General features: G+C 37.9%; 25 protein-coding genes and 1 pseudogene. 13 read left to right on the top strand and 13 right to left on the bottom strand.

What is annotated here, in order from left to right:
- Positions 1 to 16 precede the first annotated feature (16 nt).
- Positions 17 to 1,165, bottom strand: coding sequence for a DNA polymerase III subunit beta (gene dnaN / locus AC1M9C_RS14380; RefSeq protein WP_035268609.1), 1,149 nt, complete (start codon positions 1,163 to 1,165; stop codon positions 17 to 19).
- Between the two features lie 106 nt (positions 1,166 to 1,271).
- Positions 1,272 to 2,657, bottom strand: coding sequence for a chromosomal replication initiator protein DnaA (gene dnaA / locus AC1M9C_RS14375; protein WP_035268607.1), 1,386 nt, complete (start codon positions 2,655 to 2,657; stop codon positions 1,272 to 1,274).
- Between the two features lie 639 nt (positions 2,658 to 3,296).
- Here dnaA and rpmH point away from each other — a divergent pair.
- The 5 genes and pseudogenes from rpmH (at position 3,297) to mnmE (ending at position 7,392) form a co-directional block, all read left to right on the top strand.
- A complete protein-coding gene (gene rpmH / locus AC1M9C_RS14370) occupies positions 3,297 to 3,431 on the top strand; it encodes a 50S ribosomal protein L34 (RefSeq protein WP_000831329.1) in 135 nt (44 codons plus the stop codon).
- Between the two features lie 32 nt (positions 3,432 to 3,463).
- Entirely contained in the window at positions 3,464 to 3,856 is a 393-nt protein-coding gene (gene rnpA / locus AC1M9C_RS14365) for a ribonuclease P protein component (RefSeq protein ID WP_035268604.1), read from the top strand.
- A gap of 9 nt (positions 3,857 to 3,865) precedes the next feature.
- Positions 3,866 to 4,187: pseudogene (yidD, locus tag AC1M9C_RS14360) on the top strand (membrane protein insertion efficiency factor YidD).
- A gap of 5 nt (positions 4,188 to 4,192) precedes the next feature.
- Positions 4,193 to 5,947: a membrane protein insertase YidC gene (yidC, locus tag AC1M9C_RS14355; protein WP_035268599.1), complete on the top strand. Its 1,755-nt coding sequence runs from the start codon at positions 4,193 to 4,195 to the stop codon at positions 5,945 to 5,947.
- 80 nt (positions 5,948 to 6,027) lie between these two features.
- Entirely contained in the window at positions 6,028 to 7,392 is a 1,365-nt protein-coding gene (gene mnmE, locus AC1M9C_RS14350; protein WP_481953938.1) for a tRNA uridine-5-carboxymethylaminomethyl(34) synthesis GTPase MnmE, read from the top strand.
- A gap of 47 nt (positions 7,393 to 7,439) precedes the next feature.
- Here the strand turns inward: mnmE and AC1M9C_RS14345 are convergent, their stop codons facing one another.
- Complete coding sequence (locus AC1M9C_RS14345; RefSeq protein WP_092768718.1) at positions 7,440 to 8,633, bottom strand: MFS transporter; 1,194 nt, start codon at positions 8,631 to 8,633, stop codon at positions 7,440 to 7,442.
- Positions 8,634 to 8,850: 217 nt separating this feature from the next.
- Between AC1M9C_RS14345 and AC1M9C_RS14340 the strand changes: the two genes are divergently transcribed.
- Positions 8,851 to 9,552, top strand: a complete 702-nt coding sequence (locus AC1M9C_RS14340) for a DsbC family protein (protein WP_481953937.1) — start codon at positions 8,851 to 8,853, stop codon at positions 9,550 to 9,552.
- 52 nt (positions 9,553 to 9,604) lie between these two features.
- On the opposite strand, the gene AC1M9C_RS14335 is transcribed toward AC1M9C_RS14340, so the two are convergent.
- The 5 genes from AC1M9C_RS14335 to AC1M9C_RS14315 form a co-directional block, all read right to left on the bottom strand.
- Entirely contained in the window at positions 9,605 to 9,856 is a 252-nt protein-coding gene (locus AC1M9C_RS14335; protein WP_035268591.1) for a GlsB/YeaQ/YmgE family stress response membrane protein, read from the bottom strand.
- 149 nt (positions 9,857 to 10,005) lie between these two features.
- Positions 10,006 to 10,533: a hypoxanthine phosphoribosyltransferase gene (gene hpt, locus AC1M9C_RS14330; RefSeq protein ID WP_035268589.1), complete on the bottom strand. Its 528-nt coding sequence runs from the start codon at positions 10,531 to 10,533 to the stop codon at positions 10,006 to 10,008.
- A gap of 136 nt (positions 10,534 to 10,669) precedes the next feature.
- Positions 10,670 to 10,801: a hypothetical protein gene (locus AC1M9C_RS14325; RefSeq protein WP_257219949.1), complete on the bottom strand. Its 132-nt coding sequence runs from the start codon at positions 10,799 to 10,801 to the stop codon at positions 10,670 to 10,672.
- The gene (guaD, locus tag AC1M9C_RS14320) at positions 10,767 to 12,098 is read right to left on the bottom strand and encodes a guanine deaminase (RefSeq protein ID WP_481593978.1); all 1,332 of its coding nucleotides are present in this window, start codon (positions 12,096 to 12,098) and stop codon (positions 10,767 to 10,769) included. Before guaD ends, AC1M9C_RS14325 begins: the two co-directional genes overlap by 35 nt.
- A 52-nt stretch (positions 12,099 to 12,150) precedes the next feature.
- Positions 12,151 to 13,206, bottom strand: a complete 1,056-nt coding sequence (locus AC1M9C_RS14315) for a Rieske 2Fe-2S domain-containing protein (RefSeq protein WP_481592396.1) — start codon at positions 13,204 to 13,206, stop codon at positions 12,151 to 12,153.
- Between the two features lie 163 nt (positions 13,207 to 13,369).
- On the opposite strand from AC1M9C_RS14315, the gene AC1M9C_RS14310 reads away from it, so the two are divergent.
- The gene (locus AC1M9C_RS14310; protein ID WP_180028803.1) at positions 13,370 to 13,933 is read left to right on the top strand and encodes a nucleotidyltransferase family protein; all 564 of its coding nucleotides are present in this window, start codon (positions 13,370 to 13,372) and stop codon (positions 13,931 to 13,933) included.
- 68 nt (positions 13,934 to 14,001) lie between these two features.
- On the opposite strand, the gene AC1M9C_RS14305 is transcribed toward AC1M9C_RS14310, so the two are convergent.
- A complete protein-coding gene (locus AC1M9C_RS14305) occupies positions 14,002 to 14,964 on the bottom strand; it encodes a TerC family protein (protein ID WP_481953936.1) in 963 nt (320 codons plus the stop codon).
- 639 nt (positions 14,965 to 15,603) lie between these two features.
- Between AC1M9C_RS14305 and AC1M9C_RS14300 the strand changes: the two genes are divergently transcribed.
- Entirely contained in the window at positions 15,604 to 15,891 is a 288-nt protein-coding gene (locus AC1M9C_RS14300; RefSeq protein ID WP_481588064.1) for a GNAT family N-acetyltransferase, read from the top strand.
- Between the two features lie 21 nt (positions 15,892 to 15,912).
- On the top strand, positions 15,913 to 16,200 hold the full coding sequence (locus tag AC1M9C_RS14295; protein ID WP_035268576.1) for a GNAT family N-acetyltransferase: 288 nt from the start codon (positions 15,913 to 15,915) through the stop codon (positions 16,198 to 16,200).
- Between the two features lie 33 nt (positions 16,201 to 16,233).
- Here the strand turns inward: AC1M9C_RS14295 and mpl are convergent, their stop codons facing one another.
- Positions 16,234 to 17,604 (bottom strand): UDP-N-acetylmuramate:L-alanyl-gamma-D-glutamyl-meso-diaminopimelate ligase, encoded by a 1,371-nt coding sequence (mpl, locus tag AC1M9C_RS14290; protein ID WP_481588065.1) that lies wholly within the window; start codon positions 17,602 to 17,604, stop codon positions 16,234 to 16,236.
- Between the two features lie 252 nt (positions 17,605 to 17,856).
- Here mpl and AC1M9C_RS14285 point away from each other — a divergent pair, with 252 nt between their 5' ends.
- Positions 17,857 to 18,201 carry a DMT family protein gene (locus AC1M9C_RS14285; RefSeq protein ID WP_035270328.1) on the top strand — a complete coding sequence of 115 codons (345 nt, stop codon included), beginning with the start codon at positions 17,857 to 17,859 and terminating at the stop codon, positions 18,199 to 18,201.
- Positions 18,202 to 18,217: 16 nt separating this feature from the next.
- On the opposite strand, the gene AC1M9C_RS14280 is transcribed toward AC1M9C_RS14285, so the two are convergent.
- Positions 18,218 to 19,480 carry a DUF2254 domain-containing protein gene (locus tag AC1M9C_RS14280; RefSeq protein WP_481953935.1) on the bottom strand — a complete coding sequence of 421 codons (1,263 nt, stop codon included), beginning with the start codon at positions 19,478 to 19,480 and terminating at the stop codon, positions 18,218 to 18,220.
- A 270-nt stretch (positions 19,481 to 19,750) separates the two neighbouring features.
- Between AC1M9C_RS14280 and purE the strand changes: the two genes are divergently transcribed.
- The 3 genes from purE to AC1M9C_RS14265 all read left to right on the top strand — a co-directional run bounded on the left by purE (position 19,751) and on the right by AC1M9C_RS14265 (position 23,343).
- The gene (purE, locus tag AC1M9C_RS14275; protein WP_035270333.1) at positions 19,751 to 20,263 is read left to right on the top strand and encodes a 5-(carboxyamino)imidazole ribonucleotide mutase; all 513 of its coding nucleotides are present in this window, start codon (positions 19,751 to 19,753) and stop codon (positions 20,261 to 20,263) included.
- Positions 20,264 to 20,278: 15 nt separating this feature from the next.
- Positions 20,279 to 21,400: a 5-(carboxyamino)imidazole ribonucleotide synthase gene (locus AC1M9C_RS14270; protein WP_481953934.1), complete on the top strand. Its 1,122-nt coding sequence runs from the start codon at positions 20,279 to 20,281 to the stop codon at positions 21,398 to 21,400.
- 662 nt (positions 21,401 to 22,062) lie between these two features.
- On the top strand, positions 22,063 to 23,343 hold the full coding sequence (locus AC1M9C_RS14265) for a lytic murein transglycosylase (protein WP_481953933.1): 1,281 nt from the start codon (positions 22,063 to 22,065) through the stop codon (positions 23,341 to 23,343).
- 57 nt (positions 23,344 to 23,400) lie between these two features.
- Here AC1M9C_RS14265 and AC1M9C_RS14260 read toward each other — a convergent pair whose 3' ends face one another.
- Positions 23,401 to 23,775, bottom strand: coding sequence for a hypothetical protein (locus AC1M9C_RS14260; RefSeq protein WP_035270344.1), 375 nt, complete (start codon positions 23,773 to 23,775; stop codon positions 23,401 to 23,403).
- Between the two features lie 100 nt (positions 23,776 to 23,875).
- A complete protein-coding gene (locus tag AC1M9C_RS14255; protein WP_481953932.1) occupies positions 23,876 to 24,793 on the bottom strand; it encodes a matrixin family metalloprotease in 918 nt (305 codons plus the stop codon).
- Positions 24,794 to 25,045: the final 252 nt, after the last annotated feature.

Here is a 25,045-nt window from a genome sequence, read left to right as displayed (position 1 = left end):
TAAATCAAAAACAACATTAAACACGCATCGGCATGACGACATAAGTTTGATCTTGATGAGCAGGATCTTGAACCAATACAGATTGGTTTGCCTCAGTCATTGTCATTAATACATCATCACCATCCAACACATTCAATACATCCAAAATGTATTGTGCGTTGAATGACATTTCCATAGGTGCATTATTGTATTGAATCGCAAGATCTTCAACTGCCTCATCTTGCTCAGGGTTATTGGCACGAAGTTGCAGTGAATCTGGATTGAAGTTTAAAAATACACCACGTAATTTTTCGTTACTCAGAATAGCAACTCGCTGTAATGATTGTTTGAAAATATCATGTGCAATCGTAACTGTTTTATCACCGCCACGAGGAATAACACGTCGATAATCAGGGAATTTACCATCAATTAATTTTGTAGTAATACGAACAGTAATATCACCCTGCTCTTTATCACGGCTTGGAATTGTCAAAGTAACATTCAGCAGTTCACGACCAATTAACAACGAGAGTTGATTATCTTCGATACTCAATAGACGCTGTAATTCACCGACCGCTTTACGAGGCACAATTGCTTGCACTAACTGCGAAGCATTCGAACTGGCCAATGTTTCACAAAGAGCAAGACGATGTCCATCTGTCGTCACTGCACGAAGCTGATTTTTATCAATTTCAAGTAAAGTACCTGTAAGATAAAAACGGACATCCTGAACAGCCATCGCAAAAGAGGTTTTTTCAAATAAACGTTTTAGTTCACGTTCAGTGACCTGAACTTGAGTCCCTTGACTATTTTCAGTCGTTAATAAAGGGTAATCCTCAGCAGATAATGTTCCTAATACAAAGCGGCTATTACCAGATTTCAAAATACAACGCTGGTCTTCTGTGATTTGTAAATCAATCAGTGCTGCTGTCGGTAAAGATTTACAGATATCCATCAATTTACGTGCGGGTACTGTGGTTTGACCTGCTTGTAAACATGCTCCCTCTAAAAGCGTTGTACTCGCAACAAGTTCAACTTCAAGATCGGAACCTGTAATCGTCAGTGCATCTTGAGTAACCTGAACTTTGACGTTTGAAAGAATATTTAACGTATGGCGACGTTCTACAGCACCTACAACATGAGACAAAACATTGAGTAAGCTTTCTTTCGCGATCTTCAAACGCACGATGGATTTCCTCTAAAAACAGTATATCGACGACAGACTAAAACACTTTTAATCATGTACTATGCGGCAGAATATGCCGCATTGCAAGAATAGAATTTAAACAGGTTTAGCTTTGTAATAAGCGCATTAAATTTTTGTAATCTTCATTAAAGATGGGATCTTCAGCACACAAACTCTGCACTTTTTCACAGGCATGCATGACTGTACTGTGATCACGACCACCAAATGCCATGCCAATTTCAGGAAAACTGTCGCCCGTTAATTCTCTCGCAAGCCCCATTGCTAATTGACGTGGTCGAGCATAAATACGAGTTCGTTTAGGTCCAACCAACTCTTTCAATGGGATACGAAAATATTCACTGACTACACGCTGAATATTTTCGGTGCTAATAGTACGAGCACGAATCGCAAGAACATCTTTCAGTGATTCTCGCACCACATCTAAGTCGATTGGTGTCCCTTTAAAACGAGAAATCGCGACGACTTTATTTAATGCACCCTCAAGTTCACGTACGTTTGCCACAACTTGCTGTGCAATAAAGAGCGCACAGTTACGAGGCAAATCGATACCATTACTTTCAGCTTTTTTAAGTAAAATCTCAATTCGAGTTTCAATATCAGGCGGTTCTACCCCTACCGATAATCCCCATGAAAAGCGAGATACCAAACGAGGATCTAACTCGGTCAACTCTTTAGGATAGCGATCTGAGGTCAAAATAATTTGTTTAGATTCATCTAATAAGGCATTAAACGTGTAAAAAAACTCAACTAAGCTGGCTTCTTTACCTGCAAGTAAATGGATATCATCCACTAAAAGTAAGTCCAGTGAACGGCAATTTTTTTTAAATTCTTCGACTTTACCTTGTTGAAGTGAACTCACAAAATCCTGAACAAAACTTTCAGCAGTCATGTACATCACACGAGCATTTGGTTTAGCTTGTAATAAAGCATTACCCACTGCTTGCATCAAGTGGGTCTTACCTAAACCAGTCGGACCGTATAAAAATAACGGGTTATGTTGAGGTTCGCCTAACTGAGTTAACACTTTACGGCAGGTTTCTGCCGCCATCTGATTTGAACGCCCTTCGACGAACAATGCAAAATTAAACAGCGGATTTAATAATCGTTTTTTTGATGTTTTTGTATTTTGCTGCTCATTGCTTTCTTTTTTTGCTCTGACTACAGGTGCTGCTGCTGAAGACTCAAGCGCTGCAGTTGTTGTCGCAGGTTGCTCTGAAGCAGATAAAATCGCGCCTGGTCGTGAGTCGACTAAAATTTCAACTTTACAAACACGTCCTTCAGACATTTGTTCTGCAAGAATGCTAATTAATTCTAAATGATGTTCTTGAATATAGCGTGTCCAGTAAGGATTAGGTGCATAAAGCTTTAAAACACCATCTACCTCTTCGGCAACCAATGGACGTATCCACATTGCAAAGACATTATCTGAGAGCTCTTGTCGCAAGCGATTTAAGCAGTCTGTCCACAGCATGTGAAACCCCTCATTCCATTTAAATTTAAAAAACAACCCCATGAGATTGGGCAGGCAATCATACCCAAGTTATCCACATATGTCATGAGTAATTTTGAACTTTAAACACAAATAATCAAATTTAAAAGTCTAAATTTAAATTTAAAACAGGGTGTGGATAAGGTTTTCCACAAACTGTGGATAAATAAAAGCAATAACTTATCCACAATCTATAAAAAATATGAAAACATAGTTATCAACAATCTAAGTACATATATTTAAAAAAAAATAATGCCTTATCCATAGAAAATTACAACCCTAATAATAATAAATTTAAATTTATAAATTTGAATTTATTTAATAAGATTCGGTTTTCTGTGGATAATCATTCCTTGTGTTTAAATTTAAATTCAAAAATCAGCCATAATTAAATTTCATCTTGTGTATAAGTTTATGGATATTTCTGTGGTTAACTTAAATACTATAATAAAAACATATATTTATTTTGTGTATAAATAGATTGTTTAACAAATTTGTATCTTTCTCAGACTCAAGCAACTTTCATCAAAAGTGTTACACAATACTGTTTAATATTGACAGAACAAACAATGCACAATACAATCGCGAACCTTTATAGAACACCAACTTTGGAGTTTCGATATGAAACGTACTTTCCAACCATCTGAATTAAAGCGTAAACGCGTTCATGGTTTCCGTGCTCGTATGGCGACTAAAGCTGGCCGTCAAGTATTAGCTCGTCGTCGTGCAAAAGGTCGTCACAGCTTAACTGTTTAATACCAGTTTAGTTTATCGACGATTTGGGTGTTATGACACTTTATAGTTTCAGTCCAGAGGTGAGAATTCGCTGTGCTGCAGATTACAAAGGTGTATTTGATGGTGCGCTTTTTAAAGTGCATCAACCCCATTTCTTATTTTTGGCTACACCAACTAAACAGCCTAAAAGCCGTTTAGGTATTGTTGTTGCTAAAAAGAAAGTGCGCCGTGCACATGAAAGAAATCGAATAAAACGTATTGCTCGCGAAAGTTTTCGCTTAAATCAGCAAGATATAGATTTGTTGGATATTGTGGTCATGCCTAAGGTAGGTATTGAGTCGATTCCGAATGCTGAATTGCATAAGCAATTACAATTTGCATGGCAGAAGCTACAGCGTCTTGTAAAAAAACATCATAAAATATCAGTTCCCTCTCCTCAAAGTTAGAGGTGGCCAATGGTCCGTATATTGCATTGGTTGATTCGTTTCTATCAAATTGCGATTAGTCCGCTCCTTGGACCTCGTTGCCGTTATTTCCCAACTTGTTCTCAATACTCGTTAGAAGCTATTCATATACATGGCCCGATTAAAGGTGTCTGGTATGCAACGCGACGGATTTGTCGTTGCCATCCGTGGGGTGGAAGTGGATATGATCCTGTTCCCAAAAAAGCAATTCGTTTTATTTCATTTCAGCAAATAGATTCTCAAATGACTCACGTTACTGTACCCTTGCGTGAGCGTTTATTGAACCAAAAATCACTCTAACCAATTGGGGTAATCGATATGCAACAATGGGCCAGGTTTGCAATTCTCGGGGCCATGTTTGTCACCGCATATTTGCTTATTCTTGCTTGGCAAAAAGACTATGGTCAAACTGAAACAACTGCTGCGACAGCACCTGCTGCCGTCGTTGCCCAAGATGTTTCTGCTGATCTGCCAACGAGCCAAACGACAGCGGGTTTAACTGATATACCGCAAGCAAATATTGCAGCTGAACAACAAGACACAACTACACCTGCAACAGCAAATCAACAATTAGTTGCTGTTCAAACTGATTTATATCATCTTTGGATTAACCCTAAAGGTGGTGACATTGTCCGTGTTGAACTACTCAATCATGATAAAAGTAAAAATAGTGAACAACCGTTCGTTATGCTTGAAAATGATGAGAAACGTACTTATGTCGCTCAATCAGGTTTAATTGGTTTAAATGGACCTGACAGTAGCCGTAGTGGACGTCCAACATTTGAGTTTGAAAAGTCGACTTATACTTTAGCTGATGCTCAAGCAACCACCAATAAAGATGGTGAAGCTGAGAAAGTGTTAAAAGTACCAATGGTATTAAAAACGGCTGATGGTGTTGAAATCATCAAAACGTTCACTTTCCAAGAAGGTGCATATCCAGTTAACGTAAGTTATCAAGTGATTAACCGTAGTCAGCAAAACTGGCAAGGTCAAATGTTTGGTCAGATCAAACGTGACAACTCTGAAGATCCAGGTAAAACTGATCAAGGAATCTTTACGCTGGGCACTTATTTAGGTGGTGCTTGGGGTACACCTGATGAACACTATAACAAATTAAAATTTGATAATTTTAATGAAGAAAAGTTAAGTGTTGAGGCTCAAGGTGGTTGGGTTGCAATGGTTCAGCATTACTTTGTAAGTGCTTGGGTACCTGGTAACTTCGGTAACCAGCCGTATTCTGCAAAAATGGAGTCACGTAAATCTGCTGATGGTATGAATATCATTGGCTTTACTTCGCCTACCATTAATGTGCCAGCTGGCAAAACAATGACTGTTGATGCAACATTCTACTCAGGTCCAAAAATTCAATCTGAATTAAAAGACTTGGCAACTGGTTTAAATCAAACGGTTGATTATGGTTGGTTATGGCCAATTGCGAAATTGCTATTTTTAGGTTTGCAATTCTTCCATGGCATTGTTGGAAACTGGGGTTGGTCAATTATTCTATTGACAATTCTTGTGAAACTTATTCTTTGGCCTCTTTCATCTAAGAGCTATCGCTCTATGGCAAAAATGCGTGTGATTGCACCAGAAATGCAACGCATGAAAGAAGAGTTCGGCGAAGACCGTATGCGTTTCTCACAAGAAATGATGGCACTTTATAAGCGTGAACAAGTCAATCCATTATCTGGTTGTTTACCTTTACTTCTTCAAATGCCAATTTTCTTGGCTTTGTATTGGGTGCTCATGGAGTCTGTTGAGTTACGCCACGCTCCTTGGTTAGGTTGGATTCAAGATTTATCTGCAATGGACCCATGGTTTATCCTACCATTGTTGATGGGTGTAACGATGTATGTTCAACAAATGTTGAACCCACAGCCGACAGATCCAATGCAAGCAAAAGTCTTTAAGTTTATGCCGATTATTTTCACGGTATTCTTATTGTTCTTCCCTGCTGGACTTGTGCTTTACTGGATTGTCAACAACTTGATCACGATTCTTCAGCAAGGTCTGATCAATAAGAGTGTTGAGAAAGCTCGCTTAGCAAAAGAAGATACAGCATCTACGAACTAAGTTTTGTTAGTAGCTGAATCGATCCGCTTAAGGTGATATCCTTAGGCGGATTTTTTTTGCCTTGCTTTGAGATCATTTCAATGACGAACCTACAACATCAAACCACTATTGCTGCGATTGCAACACCGCCAGGTCGTGGAGGTGTAGGTGTAATTCGACTGTCTGGTCCTAAGGCATATGCCATAGCAGAGGCTTTAACTGGTAAGGCACTCGGTCCTGCTCGTTATGCTGCATTTCGTCAATTTCTTGATGCGAATGGGCAAGTCATGGATGAGGGTTTGGTGATTTGTTTTCCAAATCCGAATTCTTTTACGGGTGAAGATGTAGTTGAGTTACAAGGTCATGGTGGACCGGTGATTCAAAACACATTATTGGGTCGACTGTTAGAGTTAGGCGCAATTGCAGCAAAAGCGGGTGAGTTTTCAATGCGCGCTTTTGAAAATGGAAAAATGGATTTAGTCCAAGCCGAAGCAATTGCTGATTTAATTAATGCTACTTCACAAGCAGCTGCTCGTTCTGCAGTACGTTCATTGCAAGGCGCATTTTCGGCCAAAGTAAATACAGTATTAGAAAAACTCATTCACTTACGATTACATGTTGAGGCGGCGATTGATTTTCCTGAAGAGGAAATTGATTTTCTTGCAGATGGAAAAATTTTAGCGTTATTGGAAGATGTGCAAGCATCAGTGGGTGCAGTACAACAATCAGCACGCCAAGGTCAACTTCTGCGTGAAGGTTTACAAGTGGTGATTGCAGGGAAACCCAATGCAGGTAAATCGAGTTTATTGAATGCATTGGCTGGTGTTGAGCGCGCGATTGTAACGGACATTGCAGGTACAACGCGTGATGTACTACACGAGAAAATAAGCCTAAATGGTTTGCCAATTACCCTGACGGATACAGCAGGTCTGCGTGAAACGGGAGATATTGTTGAGAAGGAAGGTATTCGTCGAGCGATTAAAGAAATAGAAAATGCTGATCTCCTACTCTTGGTTTACGATTTGAGTCAAGGTGAAGATCCGATGCATTTGGCAGATACTTACTTTGCTAATTATATCGATCCTAAACGCTTAATTTTAATCGCTAACAAATGTGATTTAGTAGATAGTGAAGCTAAAGTTGCTGATCTCCAAGGCTTTAGACACATTACGGTCTCAGCCAAGCAAGAAATGGGTGTTCAATCGCTTGTAGATGCGATTACAGCACATGCAGGCTTTCAGCCTGAAGAAGATACCTTTATTGCAAGAACACGCCACCTAGACGCAATGAAGCGCACTCAATCTTATCTTGCGGAAGCTCGTGAACAACTTGTTGTTTACCATGCAGGAGAGCTTGTCGCAGAATCGTTACGTCTCGCACAGAATGCATTAGGTGAAATTACTGGTGATTTTAGTGCGGATGATTTACTCGGAAAAATCTTTGGCTCTTTCTGTATCGGGAAGTAAACGAGTTTTTATCTGTGGTTTAAAAAGCCCAGTAATGGGCTTTTTGGTTAATTGGCTAAAGGTAACTTGCTTGGCTTAACCATCATCTGCTTTATGAATAAAACAATCAGTAAGATTGAAATTGCAATACAGAACCAAATCACTGCATTTGTAAGCCCAAAATGGTCAGCTAAATATCCTACTGCTAGGATGGGTAGAATCGTTCCGAGATAGCCGATAAAGAGATAAGTAGACATGACGGCGGCTCGATTGTGAGGTGTGGTCATGTGATGAATAAGTCCGAAAGCCCCAAGTAAAGCTAAGCCATGTCCAATCCCAAACAGACCATCGCTTAGGAAAAATAACCAGCTAATTTTAAACTCCATACAGAGGAATAAAGCGATCACGCTCATGAAGCAAGTCATGATACCGAGTAATAGGCTGGATTGCGGTTTGATTGATCTTGAAAAAAATTGTGTCGCAGCTGAAATCAGTAAAATGACAGTAATGGCAGAACCACTAATCAGTGGACCGTGCCAAGGCAAAATGTCTTTAACAAATGAAGGAGATAGTGAGGCGTATAAACTAAATCCTGCAAAAACAGCAAATGCAGTCAAGCTCAGTATAAAAAATTGAGTGCGATCATGTGATTGTGGTGTTAATAATTTGGGAGCAAAATTAAATTTTTGCACATCAAAAGGTATAGGTTTGAGTGTAAATAGACTAAAGAAGCAAAATATTGAACCTATCACAATGGGTACATAAGGTATTACCAAAGGATATGCAAAGAATTCAGCAAAAAATCCCCCAAATAAAGGACCTAACCCAAATCCAACAGCAGTAATGATTGAGCTTAATTGTGGTGCAATTTGTTTATGGGAAGTTGGAACAGTTTGAATAAGCCCAATAAGAGCAGATGTTGTCATCAATCCAGATGCGATACCAATGATAAATCTTCCCCATGAGAGAGACATGACATCGCTCGCAAAGATAGACATTAACAAGCCAATGGTGATAAAAATGAGCCCAAGTTGCATAGTTTTTACATAACCAATGGTATTACTGGTTCTGCCCAAAAACAGTAAGGTGGTCAGGCACCCTAGCATGTAGGAAACGAAAATAAAGGTGATATCGCTCGGGTTTAACCCCCATAATTCTTGGTAAATTGGATAAAGTGGGCTAGCAAGTGCTGTTCCAATGGTGCCGATACAGAGTGCGATACTTACGAGAATAAAATCTCGCCACGATTGGTTTTCATTCATTATTTGTCTTATAGAACAGCAGTGCTGATACGAAGATTCATTAGTCTATGTCGACTGTTAAGCATGAGTCAATTATCTTCAATCAGTTAAAATTCAACTGTCATATTTGGTTTCACGTGAAACAATTTATGAGGTTTAAAATTACATAAAAACTGATCTTTGTAGAAAGTAGAAGATTAGAATAAGCAATAATATCCATCAAACATATGCTCAACTTATGTATAAAAAAATTTTAATCAGTGCTTTACTTGCACTGTCTACAAGTTCTAGTTTTGCGAATATTGAATTGCTTCAGCAAAAAATTAAAACGCAGCACCCAAAATTGAATATTCAAAATTTACAAAAAACTGAGATGAAAGGTTTCTATAGCGGATCTTTAGACAATCAGATTATTTATATTGATGAAGAAGCTAAGCATTTATTCTTTGGATCAATGATTCGTATCGAAGATCAAAAAAATCTAACACGTGATTTGGTGCTGAAACATAATTCAGTAGACTTTAAACAACTTCCACTTCAAGATGCCATTAAGACTGTAAGGGGGAATGGTAAGCGTCAGCTCGCGATCTTTTCTGACCCAAATTGCCCATATTGTAAGACGCTTGAAAATAATTTAAGCCAGTTAAAAGATGTGACAATTTATACGTTTATGTATCCAATTAAATCTCAATCGATCCAGCCCTCTAAACAAGTTTGGTGCTCCGCAAACCGTGAGTTTGCATGGAATGCCCTTTTACAAAAGAATCAACAACCAACAGCCCAAGCTGATTGTTCAAACCCTATTGAAAGAAATTTGGAACTTGGACGTCGTCTAGGTGTTCAAGGAACGCCAGCAATTATTTTTGAAAATGGATTTAAGGTAACAGGCGCTTATCCAGCTTCAGAAATTGAAAAAATTTGGAAAGAGCTGAACTTATAAAATCTAGTTCATAGAAATGAAAAAAAGCACCTTAACAAGGTGCTTTTTTTCGTTAAGATTTTTTGGTAACGAGGTTATAAATAAACAGAACGATAATTGCACCTATGACTGAAGCAATAAAACCTGCCGATGAACCTTCGGGATAAATATTAAGAAGGCGTCCACCATATGTAGCAAGTAATGAACCAGCAATACCTAATAACGTCGTGACGATGAAGCCTGCTTTATCGTCACCAGGATGAATTGCGCGAGCAATTAAACCTGCTATAAAACCGATAAGAATAGCTCCAATAAGTGAAAACATATTTGTTCTCCTTTTTATCATGAATTTTTATTGTGTCGCTCAAATATAGTTGATTATGTATCGATGTTTGAAAAGAAGAATCACGCTACATGTTGTTGTTATTTTGTTGTTTATAAAAAAAGTGGCATATGCCACTTTCTTAAAAAAAATTACAGACCGATTTCACCAATGAATGGAATGTGACGGTATTTTTGATCGTAATCTAGTCCATAACCTACGATAAATTTATCTTCAACTTCAAATCCTAGAAACTCTACTTCCAAGTCGATTTCTCTTCGAGAAGGCTTACTGATCAGCGTGCAAAGTTTGATAGAGTTTGGCTCACGAGTTTCAAGGATTTCTACCACTTTACTCAGCGTATTACCTGAATCGATGATGTCCTCTACGACAAGAACATCTTTACCACGAATTTCACCATCAAGGTCTTTTAGAATTTTAACATCACGACTAGAAGTCGTTCCACTGCCGTAACTTGAAACTGTCATAAAGTCGAGTTCGTGTGGTTTTTCAATGGTGCGGCATAGGTCTGCCATGAAAATCACTGAACCGCGAAGTAAGCCTACAAGAACCAATTCTCGATCACTATTTGCATAGTGAGCATTAATTTGATTACCAAGTTCATTAACTTTCGCTTGAATTTCTTCAGCGGAAATCAACACTTTCATGTCAATGGTCATGGGTAGATACCTAAAACAACAATTCTAAAATTAAAAAAGGTGTTGACCTGCAACACCTGAAATATGCTTCGATTTTAAAACATATCCCAGAATGTTGCACCCTTTTTAAAAAAACGAAATGTAAACTAATGGTTTATTAATGCGCATCGCGTTTTAGTACGACAGCACAAACTAAGAATACAGCACCAATCAACACATATTTTTTAATTGGGTGTTGTGGTTGAGTCTGAGCATTAGGATGCTGATTGTTGATATGCTTTTTGTCCATAAATATAAGTCGCCTCAATATTTCGATCATCACCCATGGTAAACAATGCGAAAAGTGCATCTTCAATATTTTTAGCGCGTTGTTGTCTTAATGTTTGTAATGCAGTGGCATTCAAATTTAATACAACAAAATCCGCTTCTTTTCCAATATTAAAGTTACCAAGTTTATCCTCGAGCGCTAATGCTTTTGCTCCACCTAGGGTCGCATGATAAAGCGATTCAAATGCAGATAATTTGTCGCCTTGGAGTTGTTGAACTTTATAGGCTTCATTCAACGTCTGAAGCTGATTAAATGAAGTCCCCGCACCGATGTCTGTGCCAAGACCGACTTTGACTTGTTTATCCCAGGTTTTTTTCAATGGAAACAATCCACTTCCTAGAAAGAGGTTTGAAGTCGGGCAGAAGGCGATTGCAGAGTTTGTTTGATGCATACAATCCCATTCATGCTCTTCTAAATGAACGCAGTGAGCGAAAACAGATTTATTGCCTGTTAATCCATAGTGGTGATACACATCTAAATAGCCATTTTGCTCAGGAAAAAGCTCTTTCACCCAAGCGATTTCATTGGTGTTTTCACTCAAATGAGTATGAATATATACATCAGGATATTCAGTTTTTAACTGCCCTGCTCTTTTTAATTGTTCTGGTGTAGAGGTAGGCGCAAAGCGAGGCGTAATGGCATAAAGGTTTCGACCTTTACCATGCCATTTCTCAATCAATTCTTTGCTATCTGTATAAGCATTTTCAGCGGTGTCTATCAGTGTTTCAGGTGCATGACGATCCATCAATACTTTGCCTGCAATCAAACGCATCTGGTATTGTTCTGCCGCTTCAAATAGTGCATCAACAGATTCTTTATGAACTGTACAAAAAACCAATGCAGTCGTTGTGCCATTTTTCAGCAGCTCATTGACAAAAAAGTGTGCAATTTGGTCTGCATAAGCTTTGTCTTGAAATTGGATTTCTGTAGGAAAGGTATAAGTGTTCAGCCATTCGAGTAATTGTTCGCCATACGCACCTACCATTTCAGTTTGAGGAAAGTGAATATGCGTATCGATAAAACCAGGAACAATCAGTTGATCTGGGTAATGCTCAACTTGGATAGAGGATTCAAGCTGACGGAGCTGTTGTTGCCCATCTTCCCAACGACCAAACCATTGAATTTTACCCGCTTGAGTAATCAATAAACCATCTTCTACGTAACGCACTTGGTCGTGAATTTCACGCGCTTGGGCAACCGTATTCTGAATATCTAGGAAGCGACCGCGAATCGCCGTCGATGCAACTACAGAAGACATTTAAAACCTACACTTTTAATTTTTTCGATTGATTGTAACTGATCTATCTTAATTAAACTGTATATCGTTTGCTGAGCCCCCACTCTGCGAGAATACGACGATAAGTAGTCGAAGATCGATCAGCCTCAAAATGCGCTTCCATCATTAAATCAAGTGGTAATTCTTCAGGTTTTTGCGATTCTACGATATCTTGGTCTTCGGCAAAAATTTGGGCATTAAAATCATAGACTGCTTGTAAATCTCCAGTCTGATCAAAATTACGCGTCAAAGGAACAAATAATCTGGTTTGATTGACCGATACAGGACAACACGCATTCAAGATTTTTAAAATCCCATTGTCTGGAAAATCTACAGTTAATATCGCTGAAAATGGTGGGTAAATATCAAAAGTTCTTTTCCACTCAAAACCTTCTGGCTCTAGGTGTTTCAAAGCATGCGGGTAATTACTGACACCACTAATATAAATTGTTTTTAAACCATAGTCTGTTCTCTCAGTATGGTATTTCGGTACAACTGGGTTGTTTCGATCTGCAAAAGCTTCGTGATGCACCCATGCAAAGTGAGCTACATCAATGAATCCTTCGAGTTGACGACCTGCTGAGCCTGCAATATCAACATATGGAGGTAAAATAGACTGATGATCAGGATGATCCCAAGTGTCAAGTTGGGGAATATTATTGTGTTGAAAATCACGTCCATGCAAGCTAGTCCAGACCAGTCCATATCTCAAAATTACTGGAAATTGGGTTAAACTAAAACGGTCAGATATCTTAGTTAAATCAGGTTGAGCAGGAATTTTCGTACACTTCCCAGCAAGGTCGAATCTTAACCCGTGATATCGGCAAATAATTTCTTCACCCTCTACCCATCCTTTACTTAGAGGTACACCACGATGAGGGCAGATATCACGCACTAATCGAATTTCCCCATTGTCAGTTTGGTAAATCGCCATTTTTACATCAAGTAAAGTGACCTGATGTGGTGTGGTTGAAACATCTTGAATACGAGCCACTGGATACCAATATTGCGCGAGAATTTCCCAATCTTGTAAGTCGAAACTACATTGGCAAGGTGCACTGAGTGGATTTAATGCGGGAATCATATTCATCGTCATTTCCTAAAAAAGAGCTCCGAAGAGCTGCGCTAAATTTACTGAGCTTTTTTCTTTGGAGATGATGCAAGATCTTTGCCAACCGTCTCTTAACATTTAAAATTGGAGAGCTGAGTGGAAATATTAAATTCTAATCAAAATATATAAAGTGAATTCACCCATGGACTTATATGAGAAGTTAAGCCATTTAATACGATCTAATGCAGATATCTATGAACTTTTACAGTGTTTACGGCAGATTGATAGTGCGGCCTATTTTAGTGCGGGCTTGATTCGAAATTGGATCTGGTCTTATTTACATAATCAAAATTATTCCATTTTTGAAACTGAAATTGATGTCATTTATTTTGATCCTTCAGAAAAAATGGATGAGAGACGAAATTATTTAAAGGGTGCACTTCAACATAGATATCCTAATATTCATTGGGACATTACAAATCAAGCTCTGGTACATCATTGGTACAGAACTGATGAAGGTGCTCAAATTGATCCATATACTTCAGTACATCATGCTATGAGTTTTTGGCCAGAAACGGCAACCGCAATCGCTATCAAATTAATGGAGAATAATCATATTGAAATCCTCGCCCCTTTGGGGCTTGAAGATTTATTTACGTTAAAATTAAGGTGGAATAATCGTTTGGTTTCACGTGGAGTCTTTGAACATAGGGTTAAGTCAAAATGTTTTTTGGAACGATGGCCTAAGTTAAGCATTGTGAATTAGATGGCTCATCTAAGGATATAAATAAAGCCTTCAGATGAAGGCTTTATTGAATTCAACAAAGTTTGACCTTATAAGGTCATTTGATGATGTTTTTTACTATAACGGATTGAAAGCCATGCAGTAATTGAAAGGACAATCACGATAAAACTTAATGAAATCCAAATTGGCATATGAAATACGTCAAGCATAAGCATTTTGAAACCGATAAAAATTAAAATAGCCCCAAGTCCATAAGGCAAATAATGCATTTTTGAAGCGGCTCCAGACAGTAAGAAAAACATAGCCCGTAGACCGAGGATAGCCATCAAGTTAGCTGTAAGGACGATAAAAGGATCAGTGGTGACCGCAAAAATCGCTGGAATAGAATCGACTGCAAAAATAACATCAGATGCCTCGACTAAAATCAGCACTAAAAATAATGGGGTTGCACATAGAACGCCATTTTGCCTTACGAAAAATTTATTTCCTTCCAATTGAGGAGTAATTCGCATATGTTTACGTAGCCATTTCAGAATGGCCATATCTTCAATATTTGGATCATCCTCTTGTCCTTTAAGGAATTTAAATCCGGTGTATACAAGGAAAGCACCGAAGATATAGAGGATCCAAGAAAATTCCTGAACGAACCACGCACCGATAAAAATAAAAATTGTTCTGAGAATAATAGCGCCCAATACGCCATAAAGGAGTAATTGACGTTGAAGTGCAGGAGGTATAGCGAATGCAGCAAAAATCATTAACCACACAAAGACGTTATCAATTGCGAGTGACTTTTCCAGTAAATAGCCGGCAAAATATTCCATAACTTTCGTATTGGCTACGTTTATACCAGCGGTATTTTCTAGATATAGCCATAGTCCACCACCAAAAAGTGTTGCGACAGTGACCCATGCAATACTCCAATAAGCAGCAGTTTTAACTTTAACTTCTTGACCTTCTTTTTGTTTAAAACCTAGAAAGTCAATTAAGAGCATAATCGTGACGATGCCAAAAAAAATGACATACAGCCAAATATTGCCTATGGTTTCCATAGTAATCTCCAATACTGGCAATTGATTTTGGCATAAAAAAACCTCGATCAGTTGCCAGATAATAATTCTGAAACAACATGATCAAGGTCTTGCCTACACCATTTTGATTATGCATTTTTTAGATAATCGAAATGATGCTCAGATACCGACTTTTTTCAAAGTGTAATGACGATATTCTGACACAGTATTTAAGTACTGTTGGAGGAGGCTACTCCCCTTGTTCAAATTTGATAATAAATTACGTTGAAATCATTTTATTTGATTTCGAGTGCACGAAGGATGACACACTTATAAGTTGTGTGCAAATTATTTAAATGGGTTATTAAATTTGTCTTTAAAAATTGAAATTAATAAGATCATTGCAATGATGATCAATACTGCAATTGATATTAAATAGATATCCATACTCATTTACTCATTAATTTTTTAACAATAATAATACATTTATATGGTAAAAAAATAACATTTAACTATTGTGACTGACAATATATATTTTTGTTTTTTATAATATTTCTTTTTTTAAAATAAATTAAAGTTTTGAATTTGTAATTGATAGACAAGTTTGTCCCATTTTTTCATAGTGTTATGTAAATATGTCGTTCTAATCTATATTTAATAACGAATGATAGGATAATGATAATGTTAGAAATTAAACATCAAGAAAATGGATCAAAAGGTGAGTTTTTTATTGGTGAAGATGGCCATCATTTAGCTGAAATGACTTATTCATGGGCAGGTGAAGATAAATTTATTATTGATCATACTTGGGTTGATGATTCATTAAGAGGGCAAAACGTGGGACGTCAACTTGTTGACCGTGCGGTGGAATTAGCTCGTCTAAAGAATGTTAAAATCTTACCGCTTTGTCCATTTGCTAAATCTGTTTTCAACAAAGATGAAGCAATCCACGATGTTCTGTTTAAATAAAATCATATAGTGAGCGGTCATATGCAGTTTGAACATATCGATAGTGTGAAAGGCGGTGAGTTTTATCTCACGGACGCAGATCAATCAAGAATTGCAGAAATCAGCTATCGTTACCAAACTCCACAGATCATTATAGCGGATCATACTTGGGTCGATGATCGTTTACGTGGACAAGGAACTGCAAAGTTATTGTTAGATCGACTTGTAGAATTTGCTCGTACAGAAAAATTAAAAATTGTTCCAACTTGCTCTTATGTGGTTGTCATGTTTAAGCGTTTTCATAATGAGTATCATGACGTTATCGCTTAAATATAAAAAAGCCCGCAGAGCGGGCTTTTTTATTTATTCTTTTGCTTTGAGTGCTTGAATGAGTTTTTGATGCAAACCACCAAAACCACCATTTGACATGATCACAACGGCATCCCCCTCGCCTGCATCATTCACGACAGTTTGAATGATCTCTTCTAAAGTACGCGCTACCACAGCTTTATTCGGAGCAGCTTCAACAACAGGTTGTAAATCCCAATCTAAACCCTCAGGTTGATACCAAATCACCTCATCTGCCAATCGAGCAGAATATGCTAAACCATCTTTGTGGCTTCCCATTCGCATCGTATTTGAGCGAGGCTCAATAATCGCCCATAGTTTACGTTCGCCTAGTCGTTTACGAGCACCATCCAGTGTTGTGTCAATTGCTGTTGGGTGATGAGCAAAATCATCGAAAACTTCAATACCTCGAATGGTATCGAGGAGCTCCATACGGCGTTTTACACCACCAAAATTCGATAATGCTTCGCATGCAGTTTCAATGGAAACACCTACATGCTCTGCAGCCGCAATGGTTGCTAAAGCATTTGCAACGGAGTGTTGACCTGTCATCGACCATTGGACTGTACCTTTTACTTCGCCGTCTTTTAAGACTTGGAAGTGAGTACCATCTGCAGAAAGTTGGTTTGCAGAGATAGTTGCTTGATCATGAGATTCAAGCGATGTACGGACGATCGGTGTCCAACAGCCTTGTGCCAAAACTTCATCAATATTTGATTCAGTGATTGGTGCGATGATACGGCCTTCACTTGGAATAGTACGAACCAAATGATGAAATTGTTTTTGAATGGCAGCGAGATCATCAAAGATATCTGCATGATCAAATTCAAGATTATTTAGAATAGCTGTCTTTGGATGGTAATGAACAAATTTAGATCGTTTATCAAAGAAGGCAGAGTCGTATTCATCTGCTTCTACACAGAAATATTGACCTCCGCCTAGACGAGCACTTTCTTTAAATCCAAGTGGTACACCACCAATTAAAAAGCCCGGTTCTAAGCCCGCTTGATCTAATACCCAAGCTAACATCGTGGTAGTGGTTGTTTTTCCGTGCGTACCAGCAACCCCTAATACATGTTTACCTTGTAACACATGCTCGGCAAGAAACTGTGGTCCAGAGATATAGGGTAACCCCTGATTTAGCATGTATTCAACGGCATCAATTCCACGTTTCATGGCATTACCAACGATCACTAAATCTGGGTGTGGTTGCAAATGACTACGGTCATAACCTTGCATTAAGGTAATACCCGCATTTTCGAGTTGTGTCGACATAGGTGGATACACATTTTGGTCCGAGCCTGTCACTGTGTGCCCTAGATCTCGAGCTAACAGTGCTAAAGATCCCATAAAGGTGCCACAGATTCCCAAAATATGCAGATGCATGATGATTTACTCCACTACTCTTTTCGACACAAACATCTTTTTGGTGCTTTTGTCATGTGTTATTTGATTTGATGTCAACGATAACAAGGCTCTTGGTGAAAAGATAGTGATTATTAGAAGGCCTTCCGTAAAATTTTGCAGAAATAAATTTTTAAATTTATGAACTAAAATATATGAATATTTTTAATCTAGTATGATGAAACGAAATGATTTAATCGTAGAATAACGCGGACGATTTAACTTGAGATTTAAATGATTTATTTACCTTTATTGCTTCTGATTTTAGCAAATTGCTTTATGACTTTGGCGTGGTATGGTCATTTAAAATTTTTGCCGCATGATGCCCCTTTATGGCAAGCCATTCTATTTAGTTGGATCATTGCATTATTCGAATACAGTTTGATGATTCCTGCAACCAAGATGCTGGCTCAAAATGGCTGGGCTGTGGGACAAATGAAAATCACTCAGGAAGTCGTTACGCTATTGGTATTTGTTCCTTTCATGATTTTCATGTTTAAACAGCCTTTCAAATTGGATTATGTATGGGCTGCACTTTGCTTATGTGGTTGTGTGTATTTTGTATTTAGAACACCATGATTCATAAGGTTAAAGATTAACTAAAGTTATTTTCATATTCCCGAACTAATCTTTGACGATCAGGCTCAAATTCAAAATGCTTTAAGCAGCGTGCCAAGATTTCATGTGCCATTTCATGAGCAGCTTCCCGTAGTTCTGGTTCAGATACATTTTTTTCAATCATGGATAAGCATTTAATTATTCTTTGATTTAATTCGATATTACTTATACAGTCCCGTGCCATAGGTGCAAAGCTACTGTTAATATACTCACGAATATCAAACATAGCGACACTGATATTCGAGAAATTAAAAGTTTTCTGTTCTGGATCTGGCTGACTATCAATAATAATCCGAGTTAAGGCATTGATCGCACTAATTGCTGAACCCACATCATTAATTGCAGCTGACATCGCTTTTTGTCCAACCTCACTCATGACCAATAAACCAAATCTTGGGTCTTGTAAAAAGCTACGGTTCATTTCGATAATCACGTATTCATGAATTTGTTGTTCTAAATTTTTTAATTCTTCATCATCTATTAGATTTTCTGCAAAGACTTCAATCAGAACCAGTGATGGGTCCACGAATTTCCCAGGAAGAAATGCAAGATGAATATGTGCATTGTGAGTTTGAGCAAGAAGATTTAAGGACTCAATATCAAAATGAGTAAAATAACCTGTCTGTTTTGGGTGTATTTTGAGTTGACTTTCGCCTAATGGTTTTTGTCCAGAAGCGCCAAAGTTGGGATGTGTACGAAATGTACTTAAAGCTTTAGATGCTGCTGTTTCAATTTTAGAAATAGCATTGGTTAGTGTGCCAAGCTGAGACAATGTTTGAACCCAACGGATCAGTGTCACAATCAAATAAATGAGAACCAAAATGGTACTTACGAATAAGACAAAACGACCCGAAACGCCATAATATTGTAAACCCAAAGCGATTTTTGCGATGACGGCATAGATAAATGCGGAAATAAAACTGGTAATTGCAAGACGAGTATTATCATCATTCATCATCAGCTTATAAGCACGTGGCGTACCACTTGAGGAAGCTGAAGCAAATGCGGCAACCATAATCGAAAGTGAAAATGTAGTGACCGCTAGCATACTCGAAGCAATGATATCCAGTAGGCTACTTAGTGTTTCAATACTGATATTTGGAACTGCGTGTGATGGAATAAAATAACGACTTGCGGTTGCAAACAGAGAGAAAAAAATTGCTAATAAAGCCCCAAGTGCTGGTGTAAACCATAAGTTTTCTGCAGGGTTATTCCACCATAATTTTAGTTTAAACAACATTCTATATTCTCCTTTTTATTTTTAATTTGAATGGCTTAGTTCAGTTTTATCTAAATTCAATTTGTCTTGAATGAGCCAGACGTTTAAGGCCGAACAATGACCAATCATAAAATTCATTTTTATGTCTATTAACAAGTATATATTTTTAATCCTTATTTTATCAGCTTAACTTTAGACCTATTCATTTTCAGTCTATAATAGTGAGTTCTTATTAAAGCTTGGCTCTCGTCGAGATTTATCTCTCTTACTTTAATCTCTGGAAACATTGCAATGAATGCGGCCGCTTCACAAGACACTCCTCTCGTTGGAATTATCATGGGCTCTCAGTCAGACTGGGCGACACTCGAACACACTGCCAATATGTTGAATCAGCTTGGTGTACCTTTTGAAGCGGAAGTTGTGTCAGCACACCGTACGCCAGATCGTTTGTTTGAATATGCTGAGCAAGCTCGTGATCGTGGTATCCAAGTGATTATTGCGGGTGCTGGTGGTGCAGCGCATTTACCGGGTATGTGCGCAGCGAAGACTGATCTTCCTGTTCTAGGTGTACCGGTTAAATCTTCGATCTTGAATGGTGTTGATTCATTGCTTTCAATTGTACAAATGCCAGCAGGTATTGCTGTTGGTACATTGGCAATTGGTCCTGCAGGTGCGACCAATGCTGCGATTATGGCGGCACAAATTTTAGGTTTAACTCGCCCAGATATTGCAAAGAACGTAGCCGATTTTCGTTTAGCGCAAACTGAGAAAGTTGCGAGTAAAAATATTCCTGGTCAAGCTTAATTCGAGAGAAATCTTATGGATAAAACCATCGGTATTTTTGGTGGCGGTCAATTGGGTCGAATGATGGCGCAGGCGGCACTTCCATTAAATATTCAATGTACTTTTTTTGAAGCAAGTACAGACTGCCCTTCTGCTGCTTTGGGTCCAGTGATCTCAACTCAAGCTAAAAATGGCTTACATGATTTCATTAATAGTGCAGAAGTCTTTTCTTTAGAATTTGAAAATACGCCATTGTCAGATGTAGACGTATTAACTGAAACTAAGCAACTGCATCCCCCGCGTCAGGCTTTAGCGATTGCTCAGCATCGCTTGTCTGAAAAAGCGTTATTTGATGAGTTAGATATTCCAGTAGCACCTTACAAAGCGGTGACATCACTAGAAAGTTTACAAAACGCGGTCGCTGAACTTGGTCTTCCAATCGTACTAAAAACTTCACGTGGTGGTTATGATGGTAAAGGTCAGTTTGTCTTACGCACTGCGGATCAAATTGATCAAGCATGGGCGGAACTTGGTCCTGCGGGTGAATTGATTGCTGAAAGTTTTGTGACTTTCTCGCGTGAAGTGTCAATCATTGCAGTACGTGGTCAGAATGGTGATGTGAAAACATGGCCATTGGCTGAGAACCACCATCACAATGGTATCTTATCGCACTCGATTGTCCCTGCACCGAACAGTGTAGATCTACAACCTGTAGCACAAGATTACATCACTCGCTTGCTTAACCATTTGAACTATGTCGGTGTGCTGACGCTTGAGCTATTTGTGACGGACAAAGGCTTATATGCTAATGAGATGGCGCCACGTGTACACAACTCAGGTCATTGGTCGATTGAAGGTGCTGTGTGCTCTCAGTTTGAAAACCATATCCGTGCTGTTGCAGGCCTACCTTTGGGTTCAACTGAAATGATTCGTCCAACGGTATTGGTGAACATTATTGGTCAGCATCCAAAGACTGAAGATGTGTTGGCTTTAGAGGGTGCACATTTGCACCTTTATAACAAGTCAGAACGTGAAGGTCGTAAAATTGGTCATATTACCTTAATGCCAATCGATAGCTCAGAATTGACTACACTCTGTCGCCAATTGTCGAAAATTTTACCAAACCCATTAGCATTAAGTGAAGATATGACCATCTAAACTTTAAGTTGCTGATAAAAAAAGCGATCACACGAGTGGTCGCTTTTTTATTTATCTTGTTTAAGGCAAGATTGCGCCTCTTTAAAAATCACTTGCCATTGGTCGGATGAAATTTTAAAAAATTGCATAATAATTATACTATTAGTTCTGATTAGAACACATATTTTGAACTGTGTATAAGTTTGATTATAGCTTATGTGAGCCATCTTAACTTTGAATTCAAAGTGGGTTTAAATTCAAATAAAATGCATACGCAGTTTTTAAATTTAAAATAATAGGCTTGCAGGATATTTTGAATTCAAAGTTGCTATTGAGGTTTGAATTCAAAAATGTATTTAAAGATTTATATCTAAATTTTTATCTATTGAGTAAATTAAATTATTTTAATGCTTATAATTTTCAGTAATTTAGGTTGATTTGCGGTGTTGGGTGATTGTGGATAAGTTTTTTTGAATTTAAATGTTGTGTGGGGGTTTAAATTTAAATTCAATAAAAAATGAATTTAAAACTAGGTTGTGGATAAGTTTTTAAATTTAAATTTTCAAAATAAATTTAAAAAAAGTAGAAAGTATGAATTTAAATTTACGATTCGATGCTTTAATTTTTAGAGTGAGCTGTTAATGTAAAGACATAATTCCAACATTTTAGAATTACAGGGTCTTATGCAACGGCTTGCACTCACGATAGGTTCATTTTTTTTAGCGATATCTCAAACTCATGCTGAGTTGATTATTAATGGTCAGTCTGTGACAGCCTCGCCATCCATGACGCCAACTGTGTCATCCGCTCCTAATTTTCAGCAATGCATCTCGAATTTAAAATCACAAGCTATCACTAGAGGGGTTAGCTCGGCGACGTATGATCGTTACACGCAGAATTTAACTCCTGACTATTCTGTGATTGAACGTTTAAATTATCAGCCTGAATTTTCGACGCCAATTTGGGATTATTTGTCAGGTTTAGTTGATGATGAACGTGTTCAATTGGGGCAACAGAAACTTCGACAGCATCGAGAAACACTTGACCGTGTAAGTGTGGCTTATGGCATTCCAGCTGAAATGGTGGTTGCAGTTTGGGGAGTTGAGAGTAACTATGGTGATATTTCTGGACGCTATCCATTGCTTCAAGCTTTGGGAACTTTAAGCTGTGAGGGGCGCCGTCAATCGTATTTTAGAGGTGAATTTTTTACCACGATGAAACTTTTACAGCGTGGTGATATTCGGGAAGAACAATTGAGAGGATCGTGGGCAGGGGCTTTTGGTCATACTCAGTTTATGCCTTCAACCTATGATGAGCTTGCTGTAGATTTTGATGGTGATGGACGACGTGATCTAGTCTCGAGTATTCCAGATGCTTTGGCTTCAACAGCAAATTTTTTGAAGAAAAGAGGATGGCAAACTGGTCAACCTTGGGGATTTGAAGTGCAGATTCCTGCAGGAATGTCAGTTGTAGGTGAGGGGCGACGTAATAAGAAAGCATTGTCTTATTGGGTCAATCAAGGATTGAATAGAGTGGATGGTTCCCCTTTAATTCAGGGTAATCTTTCTGCCTCTTCTCAAGCTGGGTTGCTTGCGCCTGCTGGCAGTGCTGGGCCAGTCTTTCTAGTATTTAAAAATTTTGATGCTATATATAGTTATAACGCAGCAGAAAGTTATGCGTTGGCAATCGCACATTTATCAGATCGATTGCAAGGAAAAGCTAAAATTGCAAAAGCTTGGCCGACTGATGATCCTGGTACATCAAGAGCAGAACGCCGAGAAATTCAACGCTATTTAATCCAGCGCGGTTACGATATTGGTGCGATTGATGGTTTAATTGGGGATAAAACTCGACAGGCAATTCGTCAAGAGCAAACCCGATTGGGCTTAAATCCTACAGGTCGAGCGGGACAGCAGATATTGAGTGCATTTAGAAATGAGCAGGCTCAGCTGATGATGCAATAAATAGGTTCTCGGATTAAAAAAGGTCAACATAGGTTGACCTTTTTTCTGATGATGTTTCTAAATAATAGAGCGATCGATTTTAACAGCATCGAGTAAGTCAAAAATGACTAAGGTTACATCTTGACTTAATTCTCGATCGTTAAAAATTTCATAAGCTGTAATGGTGACATCTGTATCGCTTGGAAGCTGGCGTTGTTCCTCTTCAATTAAATCTTGAATAGGTAATAATGTTTGCTTAATTTGAATATGTAAGACGTCTTCGAATTTAATGTTCTCATCATCGAGTTCGATGAGTTGTTTATTGAAATATGGCAGTAAAATTGAGTAGAGATAAGGTTGAAGCTCGACAATATCAAATATTTCAATATCACGAGTTTCCTCGATCGTGCTGATATGATCATTTACCTCAAGAATAATATGATAATAACTCACGTCTCTCTCCTCTGATTAATTTTAAAATACCTTAACACGAATTCAAAACTATTCAATTAAATCCTTAATTTAATTATGGGATTGAGCTGTGGTGCTGATTTTATCGACTTTTGAGGAGTTCGAGATCAGCAGCAGTCAATTTAAAATTGGAGAAATTCTGCTTTTCTAGAATTGGATACATTAAGGCATTGGGGTCATTAGTATGCTGAAGACCTAATGCATGACCAAATTCGTGAGCCAATGTGATTCGAAGCTCATCTATAGATTGAAATTCATAAATATTGACTTCGCGACCATTAAACTCGCCTTTGTGGAACATTTTGGCTTTAAAAACTTGGTTGAATTTATCAATGGCTTTACGTTGTTGGTGTTGGGATTGATTGAATTTTTCAACTTTATCGTTGAGTTCTGTTCGTAAGGTGTTAAATCGTTCAATATTGCTTTCAATCCCAAGCTTCTGTTGTGTGAGTCGTGTCTTAGAATTATTGATCTGCTGAAGTTGTGAATCTGTAATAGATGTGTTTAAGCCATTAATGTGGTGGACGAAATTATTATGTTGATCTAGATCATTACTATAGTTGTGTTGCTGCTGTTCAATTTGCTGTTTTAAAAATTCAAGTTGTTGTGATTCTTGTTCTAGCTGTAATCGCATTTGGTCGGCTAATAATTTGTTATTTTCAAATTGCTTTAGCGTATGCTTTCTATAATTGGATTCATTTTGACGTTCATCGAAAATGAGATTAATTGTAAGACGAGCATTAGGGTCGTAAACAAAATACTTTTGTTGAGTTTGATTTTCCCAGATATTCGCTGCCTCTTGAGTTATTTGGCGTAATGCCTCTGCATCAAGTTGAAATCTTGGGTCAATAAAACCAATACGATATCTTAGGCGTTGATCAATGGGGTATTGAAGCCGATCTAAAGTTGAATTGTGATTTAATTGAGGATGAATAAAACGTTGTACAGCAAAATATGCAATGCATAAAAAGGAAAAGATCAAAATAATGGAGCGCATCATGCGAGCAATTCAACTTAATTTTTATTCAATGTAGCGTAAAAAAACATTTTGGAAAATAAAACATCAAAATATATGAGCTCCAGTGTGTATAAAAATGAAAATGATTCGTAAAATTTAAATGAATGATGAAAATAAATATGAATAATGATTAAAAAATGAGTGAAAATTCATGTTTTTCATCTTTTTAGTCGAAAAAAGCAACACCCGTTGAAAATAAGTGAAATAAGGGGTTGCAAGGGAAGAAAAAATCTA

The organism is Acinetobacter sp. 24-47-39, assembly GCF_056783825.1.
This window is presented reverse-complemented; position numbering and strand designations above follow the sequence as displayed.

Coding starts and splice junctions, on each gene's coding strand:
- yidC (WP_035268599.1), top strand. CDS start 4,193: ATGCAACAATGGGCCAGGTTTGCAATTCTCGGGGCCATGTTTGTCACC.
- AC1M9C_RS14285 (WP_035270328.1), top strand. CDS start 17,857: ATGATTTATTTACCTTTATTGCTTCTGATTTTAGCAAATTGCTTTATG.
- AC1M9C_RS14265 (WP_481953933.1), top strand. CDS start 22,063: ATGCAACGGCTTGCACTCACGATAGGTTCATTTTTTTTAGCGATATCT.
- mpl (WP_481588065.1), bottom strand. CDS start 17,604: ATGCATCTGCATATTTTGGGAATCTGTGGCACCTTTATGGGATCTTTA.
- rpmH (WP_000831329.1), top strand. CDS start 3,297: ATGAAACGTACTTTCCAACCATCTGAATTAAAGCGTAAACGCGTTCAT.
- AC1M9C_RS14295 (WP_035268576.1), top strand. CDS start 15,913: ATGCAGTTTGAACATATCGATAGTGTGAAAGGCGGTGAGTTTTATCTC.
- AC1M9C_RS14335 (WP_035268591.1), bottom strand. CDS start 9,856: ATGTTTTCACTTATTGGAGCTATTCTTATCGGTTTTATAGCAGGTTTA.
- AC1M9C_RS14340 (WP_481953937.1), top strand. CDS start 8,851: ATGTATAAAAAAATTTTAATCAGTGCTTTACTTGCACTGTCTACAAGT.
- AC1M9C_RS14310 (WP_180028803.1), top strand. CDS start 13,370: ATGGACTTATATGAGAAGTTAAGCCATTTAATACGATCTAATGCAGAT.
- hpt (WP_035268589.1), bottom strand. CDS start 10,533: ATGACCATTGACATGAAAGTGTTGATTTCCGCTGAAGAAATTCAAGCG.
- AC1M9C_RS14280 (WP_481953935.1), bottom strand. CDS start 19,480: ATGTTGTTTAAACTAAAATTATGGTGGAATAACCCTGCAGAAAACTTA.
- AC1M9C_RS14300 (WP_481588064.1), top strand. CDS start 15,604: ATGTTAGAAATTAAACATCAAGAAAATGGATCAAAAGGTGAGTTTTTT.
- AC1M9C_RS14325 (WP_257219949.1), bottom strand. CDS start 10,801: ATGGACAAAAAGCATATCAACAATCAGCATCCTAATGCTCAGACTCAA.
- guaD (WP_481593978.1), bottom strand. CDS start 12,098: ATGTCTTCTGTAGTTGCATCGACGGCGATTCGCGGTCGCTTCCTAGAT.
- AC1M9C_RS14315 (WP_481592396.1), bottom strand. CDS start 13,206: ATGAATATGATTCCCGCATTAAATCCACTCAGTGCACCTTGCCAATGT.
- rnpA (WP_035268604.1), top strand. CDS start 3,464: ATGACACTTTATAGTTTCAGTCCAGAGGTGAGAATTCGCTGTGCTGCA.
- purE (WP_035270333.1), top strand. CDS start 19,751: ATGAATGCGGCCGCTTCACAAGACACTCCTCTCGTTGGAATTATCATG.
- AC1M9C_RS14345 (WP_092768718.1), bottom strand. CDS start 8,633: ATGAATGAAAACCAATCGTGGCGAGATTTTATTCTCGTAAGTATCGCA.
- dnaA (WP_035268607.1), bottom strand. CDS start 2,657: ATGCTGTGGACAGACTGCTTAAATCGCTTGCGACAAGAGCTCTCAGAT.
- AC1M9C_RS14270 (WP_481953934.1), top strand. CDS start 20,279: ATGGATAAAACCATCGGTATTTTTGGTGGCGGTCAATTGGGTCGAATG.
- mnmE (WP_481953938.1), top strand. CDS start 6,028: ATGACGAACCTACAACATCAAACCACTATTGCTGCGATTGCAACACCG.
- AC1M9C_RS14255 (WP_481953932.1), bottom strand. CDS start 24,793: ATGATGCGCTCCATTATTTTGATCTTTTCCTTTTTATGCATTGCATAT.
- AC1M9C_RS14305 (WP_481953936.1), bottom strand. CDS start 14,964: ATGGAAACCATAGGCAATATTTGGCTGTATGTCATTTTTTTTGGCATC.